The sequence below is a fragment of the Companilactobacillus zhongbaensis genome (genome assembly GCF_003946515.1).
GTDB classification, from domain to species: Bacteria; Bacillota; Bacilli; order Lactobacillales; family Lactobacillaceae; genus Companilactobacillus; species Companilactobacillus zhongbaensis.
Genome location: NZ_RHOM01000004.1, coordinates 118,072 through 138,097, shown reverse-complemented (window position 1 = coordinate 138,097; position 20,026 = coordinate 118,072). Strand labels below are relative to the sequence as shown.

The following is a 20,026-nucleotide window of genomic DNA, read 5'->3' as shown; positions in this document are numbered from 1 at the left end:
GGCCATCGGTTTTTTGTACGGGTTTTAGAACGCCAATAAAGCAACGATGAACACTGGACCGCCTTCAATGAGAGTATAACTGGATTAGAGAAGTATTTCACTTATGGTTACGAGGGAGGAGCGAAGCGACCCCTCAGAGAGTTTTTTGTGGGATACGGTACTTATTTATTTTTGTGAAACTTGCTGTGGTTGGAGTTGTGATACCTCGTTTTGTTTTGTTCTTGAGATTTTTTTCTGCGTCCAAATCTGGTTAATTTTTGTTTTCGGTTTTCAACGGTTGCTATCCAATGTCCGATTTTCAAAATATTCAATATCTGCTATTTCTGGCTGTTTGCCTTGCTCCTTCGTCGTTTGTCAAAGCCGCGTCTTCACATAGAATTATTGGATTGTTTATCGATATTTCTCTTTTTATAAATTAAATGGGGTAGGCTCTTTCACAATCTTTCTTTGTCTAGTAAAATAATGATATTAGGTTATGTTAAGAGGGGTATTATGAAAAATAAAAATCTGCTGTCTTTTTTATTTGCTTTTTCATTAATTTTTATTAGTGGGTTAGTTTGGGTTGATAAGGCTGCTGCTGTTTCTTTGCAGTACCAAGTTCTTCAAGCTAATGGACAGACTAGTCATGCTGATCAGTATATGGATAAGCCTGCTAATGTTGTTATCCAAGATGGTAAGTATTATGTTTCTATGACTTCTTCTGTTCCTTCTTGGATCGGTTCTCATCCTGTTACTTATACTTCTATTAATAATGGGGATGGGCAGATTGTTAATAATGCTCATGGTGCTTCTTTTAAGTTTGCCACTTCTAATTTGAATCAGTTGATTCCGGTTACTATGCATCTTGATGTTAAGGTTGCTAATGTTAATATGGATGCTTTGGTTTATTTGAAGTTTTTGAATGTTCCTGCTCTGGATAGTGGTGGTTCTAATAATGATTCTGCTGCTAGTTCGGATGCTAAGGTTGCTGATGATTCTGGTAATGCTGATGTCGCTGCTGCTGATAATCCTGGCGATGCTGGTGATTCTGCTGATGAACAGAAGGTTAAGATCGAAAAACCTGTTAAGTTGAATAAGGATAAGTCGAATCCTGAGAAGTCGGATAAGGGCGATGCTGCTGATAGTGATTCGGTGATTTATCCTGATAAAGATAAGAAAGAGAAGAAGACTAAGAAGACTCATTATGTTGCTTTGGCTTCGGGGACGGTTTTGATCGTTGCTGTTGTTGCTGGAGTTGTTTATTATCGGAAACGTAATGGGTAGGTTTGGTGCTTTTCTTAGTAAAATTGATACAAAAAAATAGACTTGCTGTTGGTTGAACAGTTTGTCTATTTTTTTGTTTTGTATTTGAATTGATTGTTGCTAGACGAGTTATTTTAGTTACCAAATGTTGCCCGTTTTATAGCGGAAACGAGCTCCGGCACACAGTGGCCTCCGCTCTCTACTGTAATGCTTTTTCCAATCTTTCAATCCGCTTCTCCAAAGGTGGGTGAGTTTGGAACCAGCCTTCGAAGCTTTTTTTCTTTTGGGGATCGGAGAAGTATAGGGCAGCACTGGCGTCGTCTACTTTTTGCATTGGCCTGTCGTAGGTTTGTAGTTTCTTTAGGGCGTTGATCAGTCCCTGTGGGTTCTTGGTTAGATCGGCTCCTGAGGCATCCGCTAGGTATTCTCTGTTTCTGGAGATGGCCATTTGGACTAGGTTCGCTATGATGGGGCCTATGATCATGAAGATCAGACCTATTAGCCACAATCCGATTCTTACTGCTACCCAGCCACCACTTCTTTCGTCTCGGTCATTGTCGAATGGTAAGACGAAGTGATAGAGATTCCCGATGATGTTACAGATTAAGATGATGGCTGAAGATAAGGCTACGGAGATGGTGGAAACTCTGATGTCAAAATTTTTGACGTGAGATATTTCGTGCGCCATTACTCCTTCTAGTTCTTCACGGTCCATCAAGTCATACAGCCCGCGAGTTACTGCAACCGCGGCGTGTTGTGGATCCCGTCCGGTTGCGAAGGCATTGGGACTAGGGTCTTCGATGATGTAAATATCAGGTAGCGGGATGTCTGCGACCATCGACATGTCTTCGACGATGTGCCAAAGTTTTGGAGCATCGCTAGCGTTTTCTAATTTCTTGGCGCCGTTCATCGACATGACGATACTAGTTGACTGAAAATAAGTTACTAGGGCGTACACTAAAGCAATCCCTAATGAAAAAATTATTCCGTACCAAATATTATCGACGAAAAAATAGCCAATGAAACTACCAATAGCTGCCAAGATCACGAAGAAAATAGCAAAAATCAAATAAGTCTTACGTTTGTTACGATCTATTTGCTGATAGAGCATAGTGATCTCCTAATTAAAATTTAACTTTTGGAGCTTCTTTTTCTGACTCAGGTACAGCAATGTAGTCGATAGCTTTGAAATTGTGGATCCCAGCAACGATGTTACGAGGGAATGTTTCGATAGCTGTATCATATTGTTGCACTTGGCTGTTGTAAGCTTGGCGAGCATATGAAACTTTGTTTTCGGTATTAGATAGTTCTTCCATTAATGATTGGAATTGTTGATTAGCTTTTAGATCAGGGTAGCTTTCTGATAAAGCAAATACTTGTCTCAAAACTCCAGTTAAAGCATTGTCGGCTTCAGCTTTAGCTTGAGGAGTATCAGCGTTAACTACTTGGTTTCTAGAAGCAATAACTTGGCTCAATGTTTCTTTTTCGTGAGTGGCGTAACCTTTAACGGTTTCCACCAAGTTAGGGATCAAGTCAGTCCGACGTTTAAGCTGTACGTCGATTTGAGAATCGAATTCCTCGGCACGATTACGATATTTAACCAAACCGTTATAAATAGCTACATATGAGATTGCTAGTAGCGCTAAAATTACTACAACAATAATTGTTAAGATCATGTTTATCTCCTTAGTTTTGATTGCCTATATTTTACCATATTACAAAATGTTATTACTTATCCTGCTCAAGCAAACCCGAGGCCAGTTGTAGTAAAAAAAATAATCGAATTTTGAGACGCATATTCCACCATATGAATTATGATTTTAGTGGATATTTAAATACATATTTTTTAATACAAAAGGAAAATCAACCATGAAAAAATTTTATTGGAAGTTTGCCATTGCGGCTTTTTGCTTAGCTTTAGTATTAATAGTAGGATCACTTCATCACACAGCTGCCCAACCTGTATCTGGTAAAGCGACTGAAAAAGTTGCAGTTGGGAATACCGATGTCGACAAGATCGATTCTTTAGTTAAGAAAAATAATTTTTGCGGTTCGATCTATGTTGTTAAAAATGGACATGTCTTGTATGAAAAGAGTGCCGGCTATGCCGATTTTGGCCGCAGGGTGAAAAACTCGAAGACTACATCTTACGAGATCGATTCGATCCAAAAAAATCTGACTGCTGGTATCTTGATGAATTTAGTCCAACAAGGGAAGGTCAATTTAACTGATCATTTGTCTAAATATTTTCCTAATGTCAAAGGCGCTGATCAAATCACCTTGAGACAAATGCTTGATATGGAATCAGGTTTAACTTTGAAGGGCAATGGTCCAACGAAAGTTTTAGCTGATCCGCAACTAGTCGATGCTGACATTGCTAATATTAATTTTGACCATTTGATGCTCAATAAATGGCAATACTCGCCAATAAATTTTGTTTTGCTGGCACGGATCATTGAAAAGGTAACTGGCGAAACTTATAAAGAGGCCTTTACACAGACTTACATTGTTCCATTAAATCTTAAAGAAACGACTTTTGCTTATGGTAGCGATAACGACGTTAACAAAGCTCAAGGATACACTAATAAGATCCCCGTTTCCGCCAATTTGAATTATCATAATCCATTCATCACGACCCCATTTCAAACTCGTGACGAGTTAGGTACAGGCCAAGTATTTATGAGTCCTAGAGACTTATTCAAAGTCGAAAATTACATTGTCAGTGGCAACTTGCTGACCAAACAATCTCGGCAAACTCTATTTATTCCCGCTAGTATTAGTACTTACGGTGGCGGATTTTACAATAATCACCAGAGTCATTCAGCCAACGGCTGGGGTTATGGATTCCAATCCGTCGTTCATATTTCCGATGATGGTCAGACAGCTGTAGTAATAATGAGTAACTATCAAAGATTAGCGGCTGATATCAAACCAATGGCCAGTCAAATATACACGATTGCCCAACAAAAATAAAAATTCAATTTACTTTGTCAAAATTCTTAGTTATCATTTTAATTGTTGAGCAGTTGATATATGAAATATTTGTTTAATTTTTGAGGGGGAAAACAGCATATTTGTAGTTGCGTTGGGGAACGTATGTTCGTATAATGTGCTGTGAGGGGTGTTTAAGATGAACAAAGTAATATTAGATGACTTTATTGCCGAATTTAACAAGAAATACAACGCCAAGACGTTTTCAAGTTTGGAAGTAATCAACAACGATTCTCTAGATCAATCTTCGATCTTTATCAAGCAAACAGATTCAAGCGACGATCAATTAAAACAAATTTATTCAATCTCACCAATGAACACAAAATCTGTAAACGTGATTTTAAGTGAAGCATCCAAATTATTACCATTTGATGGCTATTATTTGCACACGAAATCACCAGAAAAAAATGCGGATTTTGTCAAATTAAGTTAAATACAACCGTTTTCATTTCTTGAAAAATAAAGGTTATTAAAGTTGTTGTTAAAATTGTTACATAAACATTATATTTAAATTATTTTATTTAAAATTAGCTTAAAATTGTAGACATATTTTTCTAGAATAGCGATAATAGAAATAGATAAATGAGATTCATTTATCAGAGAATCATAGTTTCTAGGTAGTACTAAGTAGTACCTTTTTACCAACACAAAGATCCCCCTACTCATCATAGGTGAGCAGGGGGATTTTTGTATGAAAGCATGATAGCAGAAAAACTATTCAATAAAATGCACCAAAAGTTAAATCAAACCTTAAAAATCGCATAACGTCGGTAATTAACTAAAATCTAAAATAAATTTGATTAGGAAAAAATACAGTGATAGTATAAACATGTTGTACAACAACAAAATCAAAAGGAGGACATATTATGACATTCTTGACTAACATCATCTCATCATTGGGAACATTCAATAGTTCAATAGGGTCAGCATTCAGCACTCTATTTTCATCACTATTCAGTGGATTAACATCAAGTAACTAATTCATAATATGTTTACACCTTAAGATCATAAGAGGTACATTTGGGAAAGGCTTAGCCTCAAAAACAGCAGTTCAGAAATAATCTGAGCTGCTGTTTTTTTGAGTTTTAAGTTGGTCTGCCAAATCATGATCCAAAATCAGGATCGAGTTGATGATCTTAACGTGCTTCTAGGCAAAAGTTTAATCGTTAATTGATCAATAGTTTCAGCCGATTATTTATTGCCATTAGGTAGTGCAAGATTTTGGCCATGAGTGGTTTTTGCCCAAGCCCTTTTTCCGGTTACCAAATAGAAACAGGCAACGTAGGGGATGAACGATAAAATGATGTTGTAAAAAATACATTGCCAAGCTCTTAAGAGGCAAGTAAGCAACGAAAGATTAGTCGTGTTGTGAAAATATTCGATTGCTGTCATTAGCCAGATCAGTAAAGTGAAGACTATGACGATCGAAAAAACAATAATAACTGGCAGAGATCTCTTGGTAAAAACGTTAGTCAACTGAATTAAGATCGATGCAATGTTTGCGAAGTTGAGTAACATACTGAAAAACGGAAGTATCAAAAAGAGTGATAAATCAATTTTGACACCCATGTTGATGTGTGGCGAGACAATAATTTTTTTCAAATATTTGACGAAGCATTGCATGGAACCTTCACACCAACGGATACGTTGGATCAGTAGTGGTCTTAAGGAAGTCACGGCTTCTTGATAAACGATGGCAGTTGGTAAAAATAAAGCTCGATGTTGCTTGAGTAATCCTCTGACCGTAAATTCGAAATCTTCGAGTAATGAGTCACCCCAACGAACATCTTGAGCCATTTTTAAGGTCAAAAATTGTCCGTTACCACTGGCGATAGCTTGTCCGAGACGATTTCGGCTTTCTTGCATGAATGAGTTGGCGCCTAAAAATTCGATGTCCTGCATTTTGGAAAGCCAGTTGAAATTACGGCGGTTCATACCGACGGCTGTTTGCACCATACTGACATGGTTATTTTCGAACGCACCGATGACTGAAGTCATGGCTTTAGCTGACATAAAACCATCGGCATCGATAATTCCGATGATCGTGTGTTGATCATCTTGTCGACGATCCAAACCGGCGATGTAATTCAAACCAAAGTTGAGTGCAGCTCCTTTTCCTTGTTGAGCATTGGGCAGCCTTCTTGATAAAACGTGGATATTCGTGCGAATTCCCAAGGATGCTTCGCAAAGAGTATGGAGATTTTTGAGGGTCTTATCGCTAGATGCATCATCGATCAAAATGATGTTGGGATTAATGGAACGGTCAACGTGATTCAATTCGTTGATCAAGTTGTTCACGTAAGAAAAAATCGTATTTTCTTCATTTAATAGTGGAACCATAATATATAGATCGTAAGGTGTATCTTTTTTTTCACTGTTTACATCACGAATGCGTTCGAAATTAAAAACGGTGAACCACAGTAAGTAGCACAGAAAGGTGGTCAATGAAAGAATCAACAGGATGTTGGTAAAAGTAACAATCATGGTTTCCTCCTAATGTTGTTCAAGTATCAAATAATAACTGTTTAAGTTTTTCCAAGTACAGGTAGGTTAGGAATCAATTAGCACTGAGTGCACGCTTTTTAGAAATAAAGGTAGTGATCGCACCGGCTGCTAATGCTAATGGAATGTACAAAACTACGTGGTAGCGGCCTTGGACTTCAAAGAGCATAGATCCTAAAATAAAGCCATTGAGCATTAATGATAAATAGAAAATTTTGTTAGTCGATATCAAAGGTTCAGAATTTTTCCGTTCAAAGATGAAGATCAATAGCATTGAGAGGGATGCTAGAACTAACATAAATTCGAAGAAAATCGTTGAGAAGCTGATCAATGGATACCTGAGATCGGAATACTGCTCTAGATAACGATTTTTTGAATAAGTGTTGTAATAGATCCAACCATAGCCATAACTCTCATCTGCAAAGTTGGCATATTTCCGACTGAGTAAATTGAGCCAGCCCGGACCATTGCTAATAGTCTTTACGTTTTGTCTAAATTGATTATTCATTTGCTCGTTGGCAGTCTGATTGATCTGTTTGGTCGATTTGCCGTTTTTGATATCTTTAGTTAATTGGTCATATAACTTGTAGTTATAAGAACCTCCAGTCCGCTCAGTGGTCCCAGTTGCTAGACTATAGCGCGTGTTGATCGATCCGCTAGCAATTGGTAATTGATAAAGATGACTGTAAATTGTAGTTGAAAGCCCGGCAAATAGCATGAATAAGACGGTGATACCGAGGAAATAGGCGCTTCTAGTCAGTTTGAATTTAGTCGTTAGTTTGTATGGATAACGTACTAGGATCAAGTAAATGATGCCCATGATGATCCAAATTCCGATCGTTGGCCGGATCATATAAGCGATGATTGCCAACAGTGACATGTTCCGAAAACTGGCGACCCATTGGTCAGTCGTACTATCTTGAGGACGATTCATGAAAGTATCGAAACAAATCATCAAAGCTAAGACAACTGTCAAAAAGAAAGGCTCAGCTCCGTTTAAGGTTGAGTACAAGTAATAAGCAGGGATCAGTGAAAAAATCAACGAAGCAATGATACCAGCTTGTTTGTTGAAAAATCTTTTTCCGAGGATGTAGATGAAAGCTGCATCGAAAAAAGTTAGAAAGACATTGAACAATTGTGCAGTAGCGTAATTAGTCCCGATCAAGGAGTAGGGGATCGAGAACATCATGGCGATGTTTAAAACATGAGGGAAGAACAAGTTGGTCCCGACCATATTTTTAGTCCATAAGACGCCTGATGCATGTTGAAAGGCAAAATAGTGGTAGTTGAAATAGTCGCTCGTTGGATGGATTGCATAAAACATGACGAAGACTATTTTTATTAATGAAATTACTAGAATGATCAAGTAGAAAATAAATAGTGGTTTATCGCGCAGCCAAATAGAAATTAAGTAGATAGCTGAAAAAATCAGTCCGCAGATTAACACGAATGAGGTGATCATCCAAGGATCAGTCGTAAGATTGTTACTACTGTTCCAAGTGGCAACGGCCATTAAAAGCGAAAGCACGGCTGCAATCGAAACGCTGACAGCTTGAAAAACAAACTTGATCGTTTGAACGATGCTAGAACTTTTTTGTTTGATCTGTGGCTGTGGTGCTGTTTTTTTATGGTTAGTTACAGAGCCGAATAAATCATGGATAGTTCTCCCAAGAGGGAATCCAGGACTGACTAAACGATTTTTTCTCGTGTGGCCAATGAATCGGTAGTGTTTTGGTTTATTTATGTTGTTTTGATAAGATTTAGAGCGATTCATAAAATTCCCTCCCAATTAATTTGTGGCGTGAGCAGCTTGAGCGTGAGCAGTTTTGTCCCACTTTACTCGGCCGGTAATGAGGTAGGTAAAGGCAAAGTAAGGGATGTACGACAAAATAAAGTTGTAAACGATACATTGCCAAGCTAAGAAAATGCAAGTGAAAACGGAACGTTGATGGTCATTTTGGTGATATTCCAGTCCGATCAAGGACCAGACGAATAAGGTAAACATCAAAACGATGATAAAGACCATGACCACTGGTAGTAATTTTTGTTTGAAAATATTATTGAATTGCATTATCGCTGAAACACTGTTGGCGATATTGAGTAACATACTAATAAAAGGCATGGTCAAAAAAAGTAGCATATCGATTTTTACAATGTTTTTTACAAGCGGTGACAAGAACAGTTGCTTGGAATACTTGATCCAGCACTGCATTGAGCCTTCACACCAACGGATCCGTTGCTTCCATAAGGGAACAATTTTTCTGACGGCTTCTTGGTAGACGATAGCTTGCGGTAAGAAAATGGTTTTGAACCCTTGCAACAATCCTCTGATGGTGAACTCGAAGTCTTCCAGTAAAGAATTGCCCCATTTTACGGCGACAGCCATTTCCAAAGTAGTGAATTGTCCGTTACCGGAAGCAATTGCTTGACCAATAGTATTCCGACTTTCTTGCATGAAGGAATTGGCACCTAAGAATTCCACATCTTGCATCTTAGAAAGCCAGTTGTGGGAAGTTGAATTCATCGAAACAGCAGTTTGCACCATCCCAACGGAATTGTTTTCAAAAGTACCGATGACCATCTTGATGTGCTTGGCAGAAATAAAGCCGTCGGCATCGACGATACCAATGATCGTATGGGTTTTGTCGTATTTCGAGGGTAAATTTTGAATAAAGTTTAAACCGTAATTCAGGGCACTCCCTTTACCAGTCCGGGCATTAGGTAAGACCCTGTTTAACACGTAAATATTAGTGTGGGGACTGACGATGGTATGCTGCATCTTCGTTAGGCGAGCCAAAGTATGATCATCGGAACCATCATTGATCAAAACAATATTCGTCTTGATATTTTTACGAAGTTTATTCAACTCGGTAATCATATTTTTAACGTAAGAATTGACCGTATTTTCCTCATTGAGCAGAGGAACCATAATGAAAAGATTGTAAGGAATATTTTTAGTTTCACATTTGACATTCTTATTCCGAATCAAGTAAAAAATTGAAAACCAGAGTAGATAGGATAAGAAGGTTATTAGTGAAACGACTAATAAGATTTTGGTTAGTATCATATAGTTCATCACCTTCTTATGATGCATAGATAAACTGATCTAGATCGATGATCATAAATTTAGATCGACTGTATTTTAAAATGATTTTTCTATAAAAAAATATTGATATTAAAAATTTTCACTAACGAAAAATGAAAAGAGTTTTTACTTGCAAAAATGGCCATAAAAAAAGACGACCTAAACAGGTCGTCGAATAATAACAATAAAATAAATATACTACTTATTTTCAGAAATCAATTCCGATAAAACTTCCCGGTCTTGGACTGTAGATAAGTTATGATTTCTTTTGAAAAAATAAGTAAAATGTTTCCAAATACGTACCATAACGATTTCCTCCCTAAATAATCAAATATGAATCCTACTAGTTATTACAACTTCATTATAAAACAGCAAAAAGTATTTGATAATGATTAAAGTTTCTAATATAATGGCGTTTCAATTTTCATTTTTTAGTCATATGAAAATAAAAAGTACCAAGAAAAAAATTACTGATAAGCAAAACTTGAGACAAAAAAAGCAAACAAAAGTTAGCGACAATTGTTTTTTAAAACTAATTAAATCTGTATGATCCAGATGGATAATTAATGGCCCAGATATGAAGTTAGCCTGGTGTAACTAGTTCTTTCCGATAGTCGATCAATCGACTAATTACGAACGCTAATGGTTATTCGGCATCATCAATACAAACCGTGCCACTAAAAAACCCTCTTAAAAAGAGGGCTAGAAAAATTATTTTGAGGAGAAACACATGAATTAATGTTTGAGTTTACAAACAAATTGTTTAAGGAAGTGTTCTCAGTAGGTATTTAAGAATTAGAGTGCTAATTGGTTGATAGAAGGGAATACAACTATCTTGCTGAGAACATCTTTATAGTAATACGTTTAAAGCTCGATCTAAATTTGAATTCGATAAACTATATTTATTAAAAATGAGTAAGAATTTACCGTCAATTTTAATTATCCTTAGTATGTAAATTAATCATGGCTAACAATGCTTTTAGATTTAATAAAAAAATTAATAGAATAATTTTATTAAATGTTTGCTATTGATTAATTTACTTATAAAAAAATGCAATTTATTTTTTCCAAATATGATTTATCCACAATATAATTTCGGGTTACTATAATGATGTAAATATTCTAAATAATATTTTTTATTTTTGATTCCTGTATATGGAAATAAGAAATAGGGTGATATTGATGAGAGAAACTGATCAATTTGTAAAGGCATTTGTTAAACACTACGATTCTAACAAGTTCCTTCGTCTTGAAGTAATCAGAAATAAAGGTAAAGATGTTACTACGATGTATATTGAACAGAGTTCTGGGAAGATGATTTGTTGTAAGAAGTCTCATAAGATTTTTGAGATGAAGCTGTTGTCTAATCAGGAGTTGAAGAGGTTTATGGATAGTTGTTTGGATGATTTGCCTATTAGTAAGTATGATTTGAATGTTGTGGATTGATGTTTTTGCTCTGGCACTTTTGTTGTGCTGGGGCTTTTTTTGTTGGTGGTTCACTGCCGGTTCGGTGGGGGTTCCGGGAATTGCGACCGTGGAACGCTGCGGGCCAACTTTGAGCTATCCAAGGTAGACCGCCTTGGACATCTCAAAGCTTGACCTTTTCGTAAGCACGGCCCATGCCGTGCAAACGAAAATTTCGCGGCTGACGGTCGAATTCCCTCCACCCCCACCGAACCTAGGTTTGTACAAACTTCCTTTGTTTGTGGGTGTACGGTACTTATCTTTTTTGTGCTAACTGGCTGCGATTTGTTTGGATGTACCTATTGAATTTTTGTTCCTACGAGTTTGATTGGTATTTTTTATCTTTTTCAGCTTTTTTTTGTATTACATCGGTTGCTATTTTAATCCCGGTTTTTCTGGCTCTTTCACTTGCTCCTTTGTCGCTCGTGAAAAACGCGTTTTTCTTTTTATTTTAATTTGTTTTTAATTTTTGCATTTTGTTTTGCTGGTTTACTTAATATTAAATCAAGCTTTTATTATAAAGTGAAAATATGATCAATTTTCATTGACTGGTAATGGTTTTAGATTTAAATCTTTTATTGTCATATTTGATTGTTGTAATAGGATAGACAGTTATTTACTGACGTTGCAATGAATGATTCTAAAAGCTGTTATTACAATGATTTTTGGCCCGTTTATGATAAATGAATGAAAATTGCCCTCATTCGTGATACCGTTTACAAAAAATGTTTCCGAATGTACAATGTAGGAGGTATTGGTGCTGGGTTTATTTTTTTGCACCTATTTGTGAAATTTGTAACTAAAATTTAGTTACTTTTGGGAGGAGATTGTTTTGTGACTTTTGAGGATGCTTTGATTTAAATTTTGTTTTTCACAGATTTTTCCGAAGATGATTTTTAAATGATTTAGGGGGAATGGAAGATGAAGATTGAAGAAGGTTATATGCCGTATCTTGGGTATAAGACTTATTACCGGATCGTTGGTGAGCAGAAGGATGGGAAGGCTCCGTTGGTTTTGCTTCATGGTGGGCCTGGTTCTACTCATAATTATTTTGAGCTTTTGGATAATATGGCTGTTGATGGTCGGCAGTTGATTATGTATGACCAGATCGGTTGCGGTAAGTCCGCTACTGAGTCTAATCCTGAGCTTTGGCGTAAGGAGACTTGGGCTAATGAGTTGATCGAATTGCGGAAGTATCTTGGTCTTGATGAGATCCACTTGCTTGGGCAGTCTTGGGGAGGCATGTTGACGTTTATTTACATGTGCGATTACCATCCTCAAGGTGTTAAGAGCATGATCTTGTCCGGGACCTTGCCATCGGCTAAGTTGTGGGCTCAAGAGCAGCATCGGATGATCAATAATTTCATGTCTGAAAAAGATGTAGCTGCCATTAAAAAAGCCGAAGAGACTGGTAATTATGATGATCCAGATTACATTGCTGCAAACGACTTATTCATGGAACAACATGCTGCAGCAACACCGACAGCAGATTCGCCAGAGCCTTTACGTCGAAAAAAAGTTCCTGGGACGGAAAGCTATATGGTAGCTTGGGGTCCTAATGAATACTCACCGGAAGGGACCTTGCATGATTATGACTACATGGATCAGATGAAAGATATCAAGACGCCAACTTTGATCACTAGTGGTATCAATGATCTATGTACTCCATTGATAGCCAAAACAATGTACGACAACATTCCCGGTTCCAAGTGGGAATTGTTTGCTCACAGTCGCCACATGCCATTTGTTGAAGAAAACGAAAAGTATGAACAGATCTTATCGAAATGGTTGGACGACCACGATTAAAAAACACAGTGAGGGGTGTTACTTATGGATGAGAGCGTTGAAAATAAACCGAATGAAGAAACAAAAGTAAAATCGAAAAAGCCGTTTGGTTTTTATGTTTGTTCATTAGGTTTCACGTTTGAAAGAGTTAGTTTTTACACAGTTAAATACATGCTGGCTATTTGGATCGCCACACAGACTGGAAAAGGGGGCCTCGGTCTAACTGATGTTAAGGCTGCTTCGATGGCTTCTATGTTTATTGCTTTGACTTATATCACGCCAGTCCTAGGTGGTTATGTCGCAGACTATTGGCTCAATCCGAAATTCTGTGTTGGTTCCGGAATGATCTTGATGGCCATTGGTTATTTATTTACTTGGCAAGCCCATTCGATCGGAATGGTTTGGGCAATGATCATCTTAGTTTCAATTGGTACCGGACTATTCAAAGGTAATCTTTCCGGTGTTAATGGTTTATTGTTCGATGATGAAAAAGAGCTTAACGAAGCCTTCACCGTTCAATATACTTTCGTTAATATCGGTAGCTTCACAGGAACTACATTCATCGTTCTATTGATTCCTTTGATTGGTTTCAACAATGTGTTCTTAGTTTGTTCACTATTCATGTTCCTCGATGCTTTATGGTTTATTTTGAACCGCAAGAGCTTAGGCGATGCTGGTAGTAAGCCATTTAAGATCGATCAACGGAAATTTAAATCAGTCGCCGCTCAAAATGATGAGACTGAAGATGGAAAAAATGCACCACTTACAGCAGGTGATAAAAAACGTGTCACAGCTATTATCTTAGTTACATTGTTCTCAGTCGTCTTCTGGATGGCTTGGTATTTGGCTTACATGCCCGTTTACTACTACTTCGGACATGGTGACGGAGCAGCTTTCTTGAACCGGGCTAACTGGGCTATCGGAAGCTTCAATGTCCCAACGTCTTATTTTGATTCAGTCAATGCCTTAGTATGTATTGCTTTAGGACCTATCCTAGCTAAACTTTGGACAAAATTAGCTAAACGCCCACAAGGCGATATGAGCATGTTCAAAAAAACAGCTCTAGGAATGATTTTTATGGGTATTTCTTATGTGATCATGATCGTCGCCGACTTCGTTGGCCAAGGAAATGCTTCGATGGTCTGGATCGTTGTAGTTGGTATCGTTATGTCACTCGGTGAAATGGTCTTCAGCCCATTAGGAAATTCGTTTATTACGAAGATGGCACCATCGAAATTGATGGGACTATTATTAGGCTTTTGGCCAGTAGCGGTATTCTTTGCCACATTGATCTATCCAAAAGTTTATGCAATTTTAAAAACGACCGACCCAACTCAATTCCAAATTGGTTATGGAATTTTAGCATTGATCGTTATCGGTTTAGGTGTGGTCTTGTACTTATCAAGTAAGTCACTCGATCGACTAGAATCAGCTAAGTAGTAAAAAGGGGAGTTTGAAATGTTAAACGAATCAAAAGTTCGAGAATATTTAGAGCAAAAAAATTTAGATGCATATTTCATGGCAAAACGGGAAAATATCCGTTTTACTAGTGGCTGGACCGGAGATGATTCATATTTGCTGTTAACTAAAAACGGCCAATACTTCTTTACCGATCCTCGTTACACAGAACAAGCAGATATCGAAATACCTGATTATCAAGTGATAAATTGGCGTTTTCCTGGTAAGACAGTCGGTGATTCTGTTGCTAAGGTCGTTGCAGAAAACAATATCAAAACGATTGCTTTTGAAGACGACTACTTAACTTATGATATGTATGCCGATTTCCATCAAAAAGTTAAAGCTGAATTAGTTCAAGCAGGTGGCGTGATCGATCACATGCGTGTAGTCAAATCACCTCAAGAGATCGCCTATTCACGAATTGCTTGTGAGATCACTTGTCGCGCATACGAGCGGATCTTAAAAGAGATCAAAGTTGGTGTGACTGAAAAAGAATTGGCTATGAAATTATCGCTTTTTATGACTCAAGAAGGGGCTGACAATCAGCCTTATGGGAACATTTTGATTTCAGGTGCGAAGACTTCATTGCTCCACGGTATTTCTGATAATAAAGCTATTGAATATGGCGATTTAGTCTTACTCGACTTTGGTTGCCAATACAAGGGCTACATGTCAGATATGACAAGAACAGTCGTTGTCGGTAAAGCTACTGCTAAGCAAAAAGAAGTTTACGAATATACTCGCAAGAGTCTAGAAATAGTTGAAGACATGCTCAAAGCTGGCGTCAATTACAAAGACACGTATCCAGAATCACTCAAACCACTCGAGGGCACTGAGTATCCAGACTTAACTTATAACAAGATCGGTCACAGCATCGGTTTATTCGTTCACGAAGAGCCACTGTTAGCAGTCGATTATGACGAACCAGTAGAAGCTAATACTGTTTTGACAGTTGAACCAGGGATCTACATTCCAGGATGGGGTGGAATTAGACTCGAGGATCAAGGTTTAGTCACAGAAGATGGTTTTGAAAATATGATCAGTATTTCGCACGATTTGATCGAATTGTAAAAAAATAATAGATAGGATGGGATTTATTATGACTAAAAGATTTCGCGGATCATGTACAGCAATGTTAGTAGGAAAGGACGCTACGATCGATGGCTCGACTATGATTGCTCGTGACAATGACGCTCACGGCTCGATCGAACCACAAAGATTCATCGTCGTAAAACCAGAAGAGCAAAAAAGAGACTATAAGTCAGTGATCACTGGCTTGGAAATAAAACTTCCTGAAAATCCACTGAAATACACTTTGACTCCAAGAACGATTTTAAAAGAAGGTCTATGGGGAGCATCAGGTATTAACAGTGAAAACATCGCCATGTCAGCAACAGAAACAATCACGACTAATTCACGGATCCTCGGGGTGGATCCATACAATTACGACGGATTGGGTGAAGAAGACTTAGAAGTAATTGTCTTGCCTTATATTCACAGTGCTCGCGAAGGGGTAGAGCGTTTAGGTGCTCTCCTTGAAAAATACGGAACATACGAACCAAACGGGATCTCATTTTCTGATAAAGACGAAATCTGGTGGTTTGAAACAATTGGTGGTCACAACTGGGCCGCAGTTAAGATCCCGGATGACGCATATGTGGTAGCACCAAACAGAATGAATATCGACGACTTCGACTTTGATTCAAAAGACACCATGTGTTCAACCAACTTACGAGAGATCATCGACAAATATCACATGAACCCAGACCGCAACAAGACTAATTTGAGACACATTTTTGGTAGCTCGACAGTGAGAGATTCAGAGTACAACAATCCACGTGCATGGTACATTCAAAAATTGTTCAATCCCGAGATCGAACAAGATCCAAGAGACCAAGACTTGCCATTCATTTGTCACTCCGAAAAGAAACTATCAATCGAAGATGTCAAATTCGCTTTAAGTTCACACTATGAAAATACGCCATATGACGTATACGGCAAGATGGGAACTGAAGAAGAAAAGAAAATGTTCCGTCCCATAGGGATCAACCGGAACCACAGCTTACACATTCTCCAAATCAGAAATGGTGTCCCAGACGAAATAGCCGGCATCCACTGGTTAGCCTTCGGAAACAATACCTTCGACACCATAGTACCGTTCTACGCCAACGTAGAAGACACACCAGCTTCATTCAGAGACACCCCAGCAACCTTCGACCCAACATCAGTTTATTGGCTAAGCAAGGCAATGGGCTTATTAGGTGACTACGACTACGACCTATACCAAGACAGCAGAAACACCTTCGAACTAGAGTCAGTAGCAAAATTCAGAAACCTACAAATAGAAGCAGACGAAAACTTTGCTTCAAAAGACAACGTAGCCAAATATCTAACAGAAGTAAACCAAAAAATGGCCGACGAAACCTACGACAGAAGCGTAAAACTATTCGGAGAAATGATAGAACTAGGCTCCCCAGAAATGCGTTTGCACTTCGATTTAATGGGATAAAATCAAAATCATAAAATTTTTTAAGAATCGTTTATTAAGAAATATAAAGGATTTAAAAAGGACGAATACAGATCGCATATGCAATCTGTATTTGTCCTTTTTTTGTTTTGAACTTGAATTTACCATCTCAGAACACATTGAGATAGACCAGCAAAAAATAGGGAGATAGCTTAGTGCCAACTTAACCAAAAGAAATAAGGGACTATCCCAAAAAAAAGAGTATTGATTACAACATTAGGTGGAGGGGCGGGGCGCTATATGGGTTCAGCTGTGAAATTATTCTTAGCGACGAAGGAGCTTAGAATAAGACTCGTATTGGAGATGTCCGGGTGAACTTCCCGGATAGCTTCAATCGGGTCCACAGCGTTCCAATCCCATATAGCGCCCCGCCCCGGAACCGGCAGTGAACCTCAACAAAAAATCCCACCACTATCCATACTAAAAAAAAAATTTACTGAAAATTTATCGATTGATAAATATTCACAATCCCCCGTCACAACTGAACAAACACATCAAACATGACATATATCAAGCCTTTCACCTTAATCCCTCAGTCGTTATTTTCTTCACAAATCCATGGAAAACGAGCTGAAAATACCTTATACTAAATCGTGTGAAAGGGGATTCACAATTTTTTTATAAGGGGGATGAGTTAGATGGAGAGTCAAGTTTCTAACAATCGTAACAAGCAGCAAATAATTTTTGCTGTGCTATTCTTTGTGATTCTGATCGCCGGTATTTTTTACGTCAAATGGTGGCCGTATTACGGAAAGGCAATCACAGCTGCTTCAACACATTCAGTAGGTGATTCAATTATCGCTGGTGTTGGTGCGAAATCTGCGGGGGTTTCGCTCAAGACTGGTTATACATTTACTATTGCTTACTTCTTGTCGGTTTGGAAAGCCTTAGTCGTTGCCATTATTGTCGGTTCATTAGTTCAAGTATTGATCCCAGTTCGCTGGGTACGTCGCTACTTGGGGGGAACTAAACTGAGAAATACCATGATCGGAACGTTGATGGGTGTACCAACTATGATGTGCACTTGTTGTTCAGCACCAGTAACTGTTGGTCTTTCTAAGTCAAAGGCATCTGTAAACAGTATTATGGCGTTCTTCTTAGCCAATCCATTACTAAATCCAGCAACATTGATTTTTATGGGATTAGTTTTAGGATGGAAGTTTACTTTCTTCAGATTGATCTTTGGCATCGCAATGGTCATTACTATTGCAACTTTGGTCGGTAAATTAGCCGGTCAAAAAAGAGTTGAAGTGCCAAATGGCGTTGACTTCGACCCTACAGAGGAAGATCCAGAAAGTTTGCTAAAACGTTGGTGGAAAGCTTTTTACACTTTGATCATCGACAGTATTCCTGCATATGTTGTCATTGTTTTCTTACTAGGAACATTTGAAGGAGTATTATTCCCTGCCATTCAAGGGGGATTAAGCAGTGGAGTATTAGCAATCTTATTATTCGCCTTAGTTGGAACGATCTTCGTGATCCCAACAGCCGGCGAAATCCCAATTATTCAAGCATTAATGGCATTAGGTTTAACAGGTGGCCCAACAGCAGCCTTACTAATGACATTACCAGCTGTAAGTATCGTTTCACTAGCATTGTTGAAACCAGTACTTAGCTGGAAGAGTTTGGGAATAACAGCAGCACTAGTATTTGCCTTCGGTCTCGTCGCCGGAGTTGTAGGTGCGTTTGTGCTATAAAAAAAATCGACCTTTGCGGGTCGATTTTTTTAATCTTAATTAATACTGTAAGTTTTTGTCCCAATAGTTTTGAAATCCTCATTTGAAAATTCAACTTTAACATCTTTATCATTTACTAATGAGAACACAACAACTGCATGTGTAGTTTTCCCTGGCAATAGTTTATCTGATAAAGCATCATTTTCTGCTTGTAGTGGATCATTTGCATTTTCATCTAATGCCGTCATACCTGGATCAAGCTGCTTGTTTGCTGTATCAGTCTTTTGATAGGCATGAAGTACCATGTATATATTGGATGGATCTTGTTCTTTCTTTGAATTATTTGTTACGTCCGTATATAAAACGAGGACTTTTTCACCATCGGTAATGGAATCTCTAACTTCTGATTTGGTGAATTTATAAGTTAAATTCCCTGCATCAAAGACATCATCTTTATAAGTCCATTTTTTCTCGGACACATCTTGACTTTTAACTTTTGTAGATTTTTCTGTCTGTTCAGTCTTATTTTCTGACTTTTTATCATCAGAATTATTATTTGAACAGCCAGTGGCGATGAGAATAAGAGTAGCCAGCGAAATAGTCCCGTATAACAATCCTTTTTTCATTTGTAAATCCTCCCATTAGGCAGCTTTTCAAGTCGTTCAGCTTATTGGACTTGGTAATGCTTTTATGCATACCAGCAATTTGTTGAATAACGTTGCGATAGTGGTATTTTTACAGATAAATATGATCAAAATCAAAAGATGTAAAGTGATCATTTCGATATTTATTGGATTTACTGTTTATCATAAGTGATTATGTAGCTACCAAGAACACTTTTGATGTTTTTGACTTTTAGAATCAAAGTGTCACCCTTTTTTACTTTTGGATTATCGTCTGAAACAAAATTCAAATGTTTACCAGTTTGGATGTTGTATCCAAAAGCACTGTTTGGAACTATTTTGTTAACTTTAATTTTTACAGTTTTATTTTCTAAGTCTTTCCCTTTATTAAGTGCAGTTTCAAAAGATTTTTCACTGTTATAATCTGCAGACTTGTTTTGGGCACAAGCGGAAATTGTGACGATTGAAAGTATTAGAGTGAGCAGCATAAATAATTTTTTCATATTAGTTCACCTCAGTAAGATTTACCTAATATTATACAAAGAAAATACCGTTGATACCATAAATTAGTAATCTCAGAATTAGTGAATATTGCACAAATAAATTATATTAATGCAAGAAAAAGAGCTAACCTCAGCTTGAGATTAGCTCTACTAATATGAAACACAACATC

16 protein-coding genes are annotated in these 20,026 nt (G+C 37.7%); 9 read left to right on the top strand and 7 right to left on the bottom strand.

What is annotated here, in order from left to right; genetic code table 11:
* Nucleotides 1-492 precede the first annotated feature (492 nt).
* Nucleotides 493-1,263, top strand: a complete 771-nt coding sequence (locus tag EKM69_RS03360) for an NEAT domain-containing protein (protein WP_164505830.1) — start codon at nucleotides 493-495, stop codon at nucleotides 1,261-1,263.
* A gap of 178 nt (nucleotides 1,264-1,441) precedes the next feature.
* On the opposite strand, the gene htpX is transcribed toward EKM69_RS03360, so the two are convergent.
* A complete protein-coding gene (htpX, locus tag EKM69_RS03355; RefSeq protein WP_125708112.1) occupies nucleotides 1,442-2,353 on the bottom strand; it encodes a zinc metalloprotease HtpX in 912 nt (303 codons plus the stop codon).
* Between the two features lie 13 nt (nucleotides 2,354-2,366).
* A complete protein-coding gene (locus EKM69_RS03350) occupies nucleotides 2,367-2,918 on the bottom strand; it encodes a LemA family protein (RefSeq protein WP_125708110.1) in 552 nt (183 codons plus the stop codon).
* Nucleotides 2,919-3,111: 193 nt separating this feature from the next.
* Here EKM69_RS03350 and EKM69_RS03345 point away from each other — a divergent pair, with 193 nt between their 5' ends.
* Together EKM69_RS03345 and EKM69_RS03340 are read left to right on the top strand one after the other, a co-directional pair.
* Nucleotides 3,112-4,215, top strand: coding sequence for a serine hydrolase domain-containing protein (locus EKM69_RS03345; protein WP_125708108.1), 1,104 nt, complete (start codon nucleotides 3,112-3,114; stop codon nucleotides 4,213-4,215).
* A gap of 157 nt (nucleotides 4,216-4,372) precedes the next feature.
* Nucleotides 4,373-4,666: a hypothetical protein gene (locus tag EKM69_RS03340; protein ID WP_125708106.1), complete on the top strand. Its 294-nt coding sequence runs from the start codon at nucleotides 4,373-4,375 to the stop codon at nucleotides 4,664-4,666.
* A gap of 758 nt (nucleotides 4,667-5,424) precedes the next feature.
* Here EKM69_RS03340 and EKM69_RS03335 read toward each other — a convergent pair.
* From EKM69_RS03335 to EKM69_RS03325, 3 genes are all read right to left on the bottom strand, one after another.
* Entirely contained in the window at nucleotides 5,425-6,717 is a 1,293-nt protein-coding gene (locus tag EKM69_RS03335) for a glycosyltransferase family 2 protein (RefSeq protein WP_225423825.1), read from the bottom strand.
* A gap of 73 nt (nucleotides 6,718-6,790) precedes the next feature.
* On the bottom strand, nucleotides 6,791-8,509 hold the full coding sequence (locus EKM69_RS03330; protein WP_125708104.1) for a glycosyltransferase family 39 protein: 1,719 nt from the start codon (nucleotides 8,507-8,509) through the stop codon (nucleotides 6,791-6,793).
* Between the two features lie 15 nt (nucleotides 8,510-8,524).
* The gene (locus tag EKM69_RS03325) at nucleotides 8,525-9,829 is read right to left on the bottom strand and encodes a glycosyltransferase (RefSeq protein WP_225423824.1); all 1,305 of its coding nucleotides are present in this window, start codon (nucleotides 9,827-9,829) and stop codon (nucleotides 8,525-8,527) included.
* Between the two features lie 1,173 nt (nucleotides 9,830-11,002).
* Between EKM69_RS03325 and EKM69_RS03320 the strand changes: the two genes are divergently transcribed.
* From EKM69_RS03320 to EKM69_RS03295, 6 genes are all read left to right on the top strand, one after another.
* On the top strand, nucleotides 11,003-11,266 hold the full coding sequence (locus tag EKM69_RS03320; protein ID WP_125708102.1) for a hypothetical protein: 264 nt from the start codon (nucleotides 11,003-11,005) through the stop codon (nucleotides 11,264-11,266).
* Between the two features lie 939 nt (nucleotides 11,267-12,205).
* A complete protein-coding gene (gene pepI, locus EKM69_RS03315) occupies nucleotides 12,206-13,090 on the top strand; it encodes a proline iminopeptidase (RefSeq protein ID WP_125708101.1) in 885 nt (294 codons plus the stop codon).
* A 24-nt stretch (nucleotides 13,091-13,114) separates the two neighbouring features.
* On the top strand, nucleotides 13,115-14,509 hold the full coding sequence (locus EKM69_RS03310) for a peptide MFS transporter (protein WP_125708099.1): 1,395 nt from the start codon (nucleotides 13,115-13,117) through the stop codon (nucleotides 14,507-14,509).
* 18 nt (nucleotides 14,510-14,527) lie between these two features.
* Nucleotides 14,528-15,598, top strand: a complete 1,071-nt coding sequence (locus EKM69_RS03305) for a M24 family metallopeptidase (protein WP_125708097.1) — start codon at nucleotides 14,528-14,530, stop codon at nucleotides 15,596-15,598.
* 28 nt (nucleotides 15,599-15,626) lie between these two features.
* A complete protein-coding gene (locus EKM69_RS03300; protein WP_125708095.1) occupies nucleotides 15,627-17,036 on the top strand; it encodes a C69 family dipeptidase in 1,410 nt (469 codons plus the stop codon).
* Between the two features lie 656 nt (nucleotides 17,037-17,692).
* A complete protein-coding gene (locus EKM69_RS03295; RefSeq protein WP_125708093.1) occupies nucleotides 17,693-18,751 on the top strand; it encodes a permease in 1,059 nt (352 codons plus the stop codon).
* A gap of 35 nt (nucleotides 18,752-18,786) precedes the next feature.
* On the opposite strand, the gene EKM69_RS03290 is transcribed toward EKM69_RS03295, so the two are convergent.
* Nucleotides 18,787-19,356 carry a DUF5067 domain-containing protein gene (locus tag EKM69_RS03290; protein WP_125708091.1) on the bottom strand — a complete coding sequence of 190 codons (570 nt, stop codon included), beginning with the start codon at nucleotides 19,354-19,356 and terminating at the stop codon, nucleotides 18,787-18,789.
* 170 nt (nucleotides 19,357-19,526) lie between these two features.
* The gene (locus EKM69_RS03285; protein ID WP_125708089.1) at nucleotides 19,527-19,856 is read right to left on the bottom strand and encodes a hypothetical protein; all 330 of its coding nucleotides are present in this window, start codon (nucleotides 19,854-19,856) and stop codon (nucleotides 19,527-19,529) included.
* Between the last annotated feature and the right edge of the window lie 170 nt (nucleotides 19,857-20,026).